At 46.9% G+C, this 715-nt stretch carries 1 protein-coding gene; it reads right to left on the bottom strand.

The window, feature by feature from the left end; all coding sequences use genetic code 11:
* Positions 1 to 3: 3 nt before the first annotated feature.
* A partial coding sequence (locus tag AC6ROY_RS25455; protein WP_500103354.1) for an IS4 family transposase occupies positions 4 to 715 on the bottom strand: 712 nt, incomplete at its 5' end.

Raw genomic sequence — 715 nt, 5'->3', positions numbered from 1 at the left:
AACTCAACTTTCGCAGCTTGAAATCGGCAAATAAGCCTTGATGTAGCTGGGCAAACCGGCGATCCACTGCTGTAGTTGTGTTTGAATGAGTTTTGTGATTTTTTTGTTTGCTTTCTTAGCTACATCTTCGAGAATATCAATGAGCTGCTTTAAAGCTATAGCCCAATCGAGTTGGCCAACCTCGTCGCAGAGCAGATGGAATAAGCCGCCTAAAGTGCGATTGTCTGTGCTTTTTCGATGTTGCCATGCCAGCAGGATATATCGAGAAAACACAATGGTCGTGTGACTGATCAATAAATCGTAAGAACGGCCTTGAAATTCTTTCTGCAATCGCAGCAACGATTTGGCACACTTAAAAAACACCTCGATGTCCCAACGGATTCCGTAGATCCGAATGATCTCTTCTTCGGACAACGAGAGGTCGGTGCATAAAATGGCGAGCCATTCCTTCTTGTTCGAGCGATGACGCACAAAGACGATGGTAACGGAAATTCCCGGGGACAGCTTGGTACGAATGGAACGAAGGATGCCCTTGCTCCTTCTTTGAACGGGTGTAGCTTCGGAGTACAGCTCCTGGAGGGTTAATCGACGATCACCCACGAGATAGCGTTTCTTATCTGCCTTAACCATACCGATGACATCCAGTCCACGATCAAGCATCGCCCTAATCAGCGGAGCATGTGTAAACCAACTGTCCATAAGCACGTAAGAAGCC

The sequence above is a fragment of the Paenibacillus sp. sg306046 genome (genome assembly GCF_059821225.1).
The sequence above is the reverse complement of the archived record's forward strand: the minus strand, read 5'-3'. Positions and strand labels throughout refer to the sequence as shown.